Here is a 5,809-nt window from a genome sequence, read left to right as displayed (position 1 = left end):
GCCGTAGACGCGGCGCACGCGCTCGGGCAGCGGCGGGTGCGTGGACAGCCAGCCCGCCGGCGCCTGCATCAGCTGGCCAGCCAGCAGGCGCGACGGCACGCGCAGCAGCGCGGCCTCGCGCCCGTCGACCTGGTGCCAGATCTTGCGCAGCGTGCCGCCCAGGCCGTCGCGGCTGCGGGTGAACTGCACCGCGCTCGCATCGGCCAGCAGTTCGCGCTGCCGCGACACGGCGGCCTGCAGCACCTGGCCGGCGACCCAGCCCAGGCTGCCCGCCGCGATGAAGACCGGGCCGATCAGCACGCCGGGAAAGGTCCGGTTGCCCTCTTCGTCGGCGTCGAACAGCCGGTGGCCGTAGCCGTGCACCAGCGACAGGCCCCACACCAGCGCCAGCAGCAGCATGTGCAGGCGCAGGTCGCCGTTGTGGATGTGCCCGAACTCATGCGCGACGAGGCCTTGCAGCTCGTCGCGCGTCAGGCGCTGCAGCGCGCCGCGCGTCACCGCGACCACCGATTCCTCGGGCGACCAGCCGGCCGCGAACGCATTGATGGCGCTCTCGCGCTCCAGCAGGTAGACGCGCGGGCGCGGCAGGCCGCTGGCGAGCGCCATCTCGTCGACGATGTTCAGCAGCCGCCGCTCGGTGACGTCGCGCGGGTCGAGCAGCTCGCGCCCGCCGGCCCATTCCGCCACGTGGGCGCCGCCGCCGCTGCGCAGCCGCGCCGTCTCGACCCAGCAGCCGCCCAGCACGAACAGCAGCACGATCGCGGTGTTGGTCTCGAAGAAGAGCGGCGGCAGGCCGGGGAAATCGGCGTCGCGCAGCAGCAGCGCGGCAGCGCCCCACCAGAGTCCGAGCAGTGCCGCGTTGACCACCAGCACCAGCGCGACCAGCAGCAGCGCGAACAGCGCCAGCAGCCGTTGCGTGGCCTGGCGGGTCTCGTCCTGCTGGTCGCGAAAGCGCACGGCCGCGCGCGAACTACAGCTGCACGCGCACCGCGGCGCGCTCGGCCTCGCTCGTGGTGGACTGCAGCATCGCGGCCTCGCGGAAGCCGAACAGCGCGGCCAGCAGCCGGGTCGGGAACTGCTGCGCGGCGACGTTGTAGTCGAGGGCCGCGTCGTTGAACAGCTGGCGCGAGAACGCCACCTTGTTCTCGGTGCTGGTCAATTCCTCGGACAGCTCGCGCAGGCTCTGGTCGGCCTTCAGCTCCGGGTAGGACTCGACCAGTGCCATCAGCCGGCCCATGGCCGAGCCGAGCACGCCCTCGGCCATCGAGAGACTCGTCACCGGCCCGGCGGCACCGGGGCGCGAACGGGCCAGGTCGGCAGCGGCCTTGGCCTGGTTGCGGGCGGCGGTCACGGCTTCGAGCGTCTCGCGCTCATGGGTCACGTACTTGCGCGCGACCTCGACCAGGTTGGGGATCAGGTCGTAGCGGCGCTTGAGCTGCACGTCGATCTGCGCAAACGCATTGCCGATCACGTTGCGCAGGCGCACCAGGCGGTTGTAGGCACCGACGGCCCAGAAGACCAGCACGGCAAGGATGATCCAGGCGACGATTTGGGTGGTGCTCATGGATGTATTGTGCCCCCCAGTCGCTTCGCTCCTGCCCCCGAGGGGCGCCACCCGGCGGCCCGGCAAAGCCGGTTCCGCGGGCGTTGCTTGATCGATCGCGGCCGGTGGCCTGCTCAACGCTCGACCGGCGGATGCTTCAGCGAATGCGCCACCTCGGCCAGCGCCTCGCGCGCCTGCTCGCTGTCGCGCGCCAGGCCCAGCTCGCCGCGTTCGTAGGCCATCGCGAGCGCCTGGTGGGCCGGCGGATATTCGAGGGCCGCCGCTTCACGGTACAGCACCAGCGCCCTCGCCTCGTCGCGCGGCACACCATCGCCCTCGCGCGCGGCATTGGCCAGCAGGAACAGCGCCTGCGGATCGTGCGCCTGCGCGGCCTGCGCCAGCCAGCGCGCTGCAGCGGCCGGATCGCGCGCGCGGCGCGCCAGCAGGCCGCGCTGCAATGCCGCGCCCGCATGGCCTGCCACGGCGGCGCGCTCGAAATCGCGTGCCGCCTGCGCCTCGTCGTGCTGCGGCCCGGATTGCAGGTGCAGCTTCCCCAGCTGGTACGAGGCCTGCGCATCGCCCTGCTGCTGCGCCGCCTGCAGCCAGCGCAGCGCCTCGGCCCGGTCCGCAGCGTCGGCCGTCGCGGCCAGCACGCTGCCGAGCGCCTGCTGCGCCTGCGCCGCGCCACCCTCGGCGCGATAGCGCAGCTGCTGCAGCGCCTGCGCGTCGCGGCCGGCACCGGCGCGCACCGCGAGCTGTTCGGTCGACACTGCCGCCAGCGCTCCGCGGTCGCCACGGKTGCTGACGCCCACCGCCAGCGCCGCACTGGCGGCGGCGAGCGCGACCAGCGCCCACACGGTGTGCTCGAACAATCGCGCCATCGGCATGCCTCTCTCTCTTACTGCGCCAGGTCGATCGCGTACACCGACAGGCTCTTGCCGCTGCCGTCGTCCGCCTGCTGCAGCGTGATGCCGGCGAGGCCCGCGGCCTGCGCCAGCGCGAGCTGGTTGGCCGCCGACTTGAAGGTCACCGCCCCGGCCGTCGTCACCTTCGTGAAGCGCCAGCTGCGGTGCGAGCCGTTGGCCACACGGGTCAGGTTCTTCGCGGTCTTGATGTACGAGATCAGCGCATCGCGGTTCGCGTCGGGCGACGCGTAGATCGTCTTGCTGCCGTCCAGGCCGGGGAAGCTGCCGCCGCCGCTCGCGCGGTAGTTGTTGGTCGCGACGACGAACTGCGCCGCCGCGTCGATCGCCGCGCCCTTGTACATGAGGTTCTTGATGCGGCTGCCGACCGCTTGCGTCACGTCGATCTCGTACTGCATGTCGGCCGACGTGAACATGTCGAAGTTGTAGCCCGGGTAGGTGCTGACCAGCTCCTGCGCCGTGGTCAACGCCGGGTTGATCGTGTTGAAGCGCTTGGCCGCGGTCTCCAGCCAGGCCTTGATGTCGGCACCCGTCACCTTCACTGCATAGATGGTGTTCGGGTACAGGTACAGGTCGGCCGCGTTGTTGATCGCGAGCGGGCCGGCGGCCACGTCGGTGAAGTCGTTGCCGCCGCCGAAGCCGGACTTGAACGGCGCGCTGACCGACAGCACCGGCAGCGTCTTGAACTCCGGCAGGTTGGCCTGGATGTAGGCCGAGACGTAGTCCGCCTGCGCCTGGTTGACGATCTCGATCGCGCCGGGCTCGCCCACGTCGGCGAAGTAGGTCGTCATGCGGAAATCGGTCGTGCCGACCGGCGTCTTCACGTACGCGATGGTCGCCTGGTGCTCGGCCTCGATCAGCGGGGCGACCGTCGCATCGACCGCGACATAGGTCTTGTCGGCGTTCTGCGTCGAACGTGCCTCGACCGTGGTCTTCGTCGTGTCGACCGTCCACTTGCTGCCGTCGTGCTTCAGGTTCAGGCCGATCACCCCCAGGTGCTTGCCCCAGAAGTTGGCCATCACGGTCGGCACGCCGTTGACCGTGCCCTTGACCTTGTCGACACCGGTCTGGTTGAACTGCCCGACGGTGCTCTTCGCGTCCGGGAAGATCTGGTGCGAGTGGCCGATCAGCATCGCATCGACGCCGGCCACCTTCGACAGGTGCCAGCTGCCGTTCTCCATCGTCGGCGAGTAGGCCCCGGCGTCGAGCCCGCCGTGCGAGATCACGACGATCAGCTCGGCGCCCTTGGCCTTCATCTCGGGGATGAACTTCTCGGCGGTTTCCTTCACGCCTTCGGTGTAGACCTTGCCGTCCAGCCAGCGCTTGTCCCAGGCCAGGATGGCGGGCGGCGCGAAGCCGATGAAGCCGACCTTGACCGGCACGCTCACGTCCTTGCCGGCCGGGTCCTTGGCCTTCAGCGTCTTCGTGACGATGGTGTACGGCGTGAACAGCGGCTGCTTGCTCTTGACGCTGTAGACGTTGGCCAGCACCTGCGGGAAGGCCGGGCCGGCGCAGGTCGGCTGCGTGCTCAGTGCCGGCATGCCGTCGACGTCGAACTTGTTGCCGGTGACCTGCGCCAGGTAGGGCAGGCCGTAGTTGAACTCGTGGTTGCCGATGCCGCCCACGTCGTAGCCGGCGGCGTTCATCGCCTTGTAGATCGCCAGCGTGTCGGTGCAGGCGATCGGCTTGACCAGCGCCTGGTAGTCGGACACCGCGGTACCCTGGATGGTGTCGCCGTTGTCGACCAGCATCGAGTTGGCGAACTCGGCGCGCGCGGTCTTGATCAGCGTCGCGGTGCGCTCGAAGCCGAGCGTCGTGTCATCGGCCAGCTTGAAGTAGTCGTAGCTGCGCACGTTGGTGTGCAGGTCGGTGGTTTCCAGCAGCGCGAGCTGCGCGGTCGTGCCGGCTGCGACCACCGGTGCCGCCGGTGCGGCGTCGTCGCTGCCACCGCAGGCCAGCAGGCCGGCCCCCAGGGCGATGGCGCCGAGCCCTGCACCCAGCTTCCAACCCATGCGTCGATCGAACATCATCCTCGCTCCTCGTTGTGTGGTCGCCGTCGGGCGAAGCGTGGAGTGTCGCGACGGCATGTGGCAGGTCTGTGAAATCCGATACTTCGATCCAGCCCGAAGCAATCAATGGGCCACCGGCGCGACGATCCGGCATCGCTCCCAGGAATCCCCATGACCTCCCTCGACCTGATGCTGCTGCTGGCCTTCGCCGGTTTCGTCTTCGCCCTCGCCGGTTTCGTGAAGGGCGTGATCGGCCTCGGGCTGCCGACCATCTCGATGGGCCTGCTGAGCGTCGTGATGCCGCCGGCGCAGGCGGCCGCGCTGCTGGTCGTGCCGTCGTTCGTCACCAACCTCTGGCAGATCGCCGGGCCGGGCTTCGGCGCGCTGCTGCGCCGGCTGGCGACGCTGCTGATCGGCGTGTGCGCCGGTGTCGCGCTCGGCGCCGGCTGGCTGAGCGCCGGCCATGCGCCGGGCTGGGCCGGGCTCGCGCTCGGGCTGTCGCTGCTCGCCTATGCCAGCCTGGGGCTGCTGTCGGTGCGGCTGCAGGTGCCGGCGCGGCTCGAGCCGTGGCTGGCGCCGTGGATCGGCATGGCCACCGGCCTCGTCACCGCCGCGACCGGCGTGTTCGTGATCCCGGCCGTGCCCTGGCTGCAGGCGCTCGGCCTGGCGAAGGACGATCTGGTGCGCGCGCTCGGCATCTCGTTCCTGGTGTCGACTGTCGCGCTGGCCGTCAGCCTGCGCCATGGCGGTGCGCTCGATGCACAGGCCGCCGGCAGCTCGCTGCTGGCGCTGTTGCCGGCCCTGCTCGGCATGGGCCTCGGCCAGCGGCTGCGACGCGCGGTACAGCCGGAGACCTTCAAGCGTGTGTTCTTCACCGGACTCTGGCTGCTCGGTGCCTACCTGGCGTTGCGCTCGGTGCTGCGCTGAGCACGTGCGAGGATCCGGCCATGAGCAGTCCTGAACCGCGCTTCGCCCGCATCGCCGCGATGATCGGCGACCCGACCCGCGCCCGCATGCTGGCCGCGCTGATGGGTGGCCAGTACCTCGCGGCCGGCGAGCTGGCCGAGGTGGCGGGCGTCACCGCGCAGACCGCGAGCACGCACCTGACGCAGCTGGTCGACAACGAGCTGGTCGTCGTGCGCACGCAGGGCCGGCACCGCTACTTCCGGCTCGCCGATGCCGACATCGGCCACGCGCTGGAGGCCTTGTCGCTGGTGGCCGAGCGCGCCGGCAGCGCCGACAAGTGGAACCACGGCGCCTACAAGCCGCTGAAGGCCGCGCGCACCTGCTACAGCCACCTGGCCGGCGAACTGGGCGTCGCGCTGTTCGACGGG

Annotated in this window: 6 protein-coding genes; 2 read left to right on the top strand and 4 right to left on the bottom strand. The window is 70.6% G+C overall.

Going from position 1 to position 5,809, the window contains the following annotated elements; translation table 11 throughout:
• The 4 genes from AC1D15_RS15580 to AC1D15_RS15565 form a co-directional block, all read right to left on the bottom strand.
• A partial coding sequence (locus AC1D15_RS15580) for a M48 family metalloprotease (protein WP_477826680.1) occupies positions 1-957 on the bottom strand: 957 nt, incomplete at its 3' end.
• A gap of 13 nt (positions 958-970) precedes the next feature.
• Positions 971-1,564, bottom strand: a complete 594-nt coding sequence (locus AC1D15_RS15575) for a LemA family protein (protein ID WP_465111435.1) — start codon at positions 1,562-1,564, stop codon at positions 971-973.
• A 113-nt stretch (positions 1,565-1,677) separates the two neighbouring features.
• A complete protein-coding gene (locus AC1D15_RS15570) occupies positions 1,678-2,430 on the bottom strand; it encodes an SEL1-like repeat protein (protein ID WP_477826679.1) in 753 nt (250 codons plus the stop codon).
• Positions 2,431-2,441: 11 nt separating this feature from the next.
• A complete protein-coding gene (locus AC1D15_RS15565; RefSeq protein ID WP_477826681.1) occupies positions 2,442-4,478 on the bottom strand; it encodes a bifunctional 2',3'-cyclic-nucleotide 2'-phosphodiesterase/3'-nucleotidase in 2,037 nt (678 codons plus the stop codon).
• 168 nt (positions 4,479-4,646) lie between these two features.
• On the opposite strand from AC1D15_RS15565, the gene AC1D15_RS15560 reads away from it, so the two are divergent.
• Positions 4,647-5,402 carry a sulfite exporter TauE/SafE family protein gene (locus AC1D15_RS15560; protein WP_477826678.1) on the top strand — a complete coding sequence of 252 codons (756 nt, stop codon included), beginning with the start codon at positions 4,647-4,649 and terminating at the stop codon, positions 5,400-5,402.
• A 20-nt stretch (positions 5,403-5,422) separates the two neighbouring features.
• A partial coding sequence (locus tag AC1D15_RS15555) for an ArsR/SmtB family transcription factor (RefSeq protein ID WP_477826677.1) occupies positions 5,423-5,809 on the top strand: 387 nt, incomplete at its 3' end.

The organism is Rhizobacter sp. P2_H2 (assembly GCF_056403375.1).
Note: the sequence above shows the minus strand (reverse complement) of the source record. Positions and strands in the feature narration are given on the sequence as shown.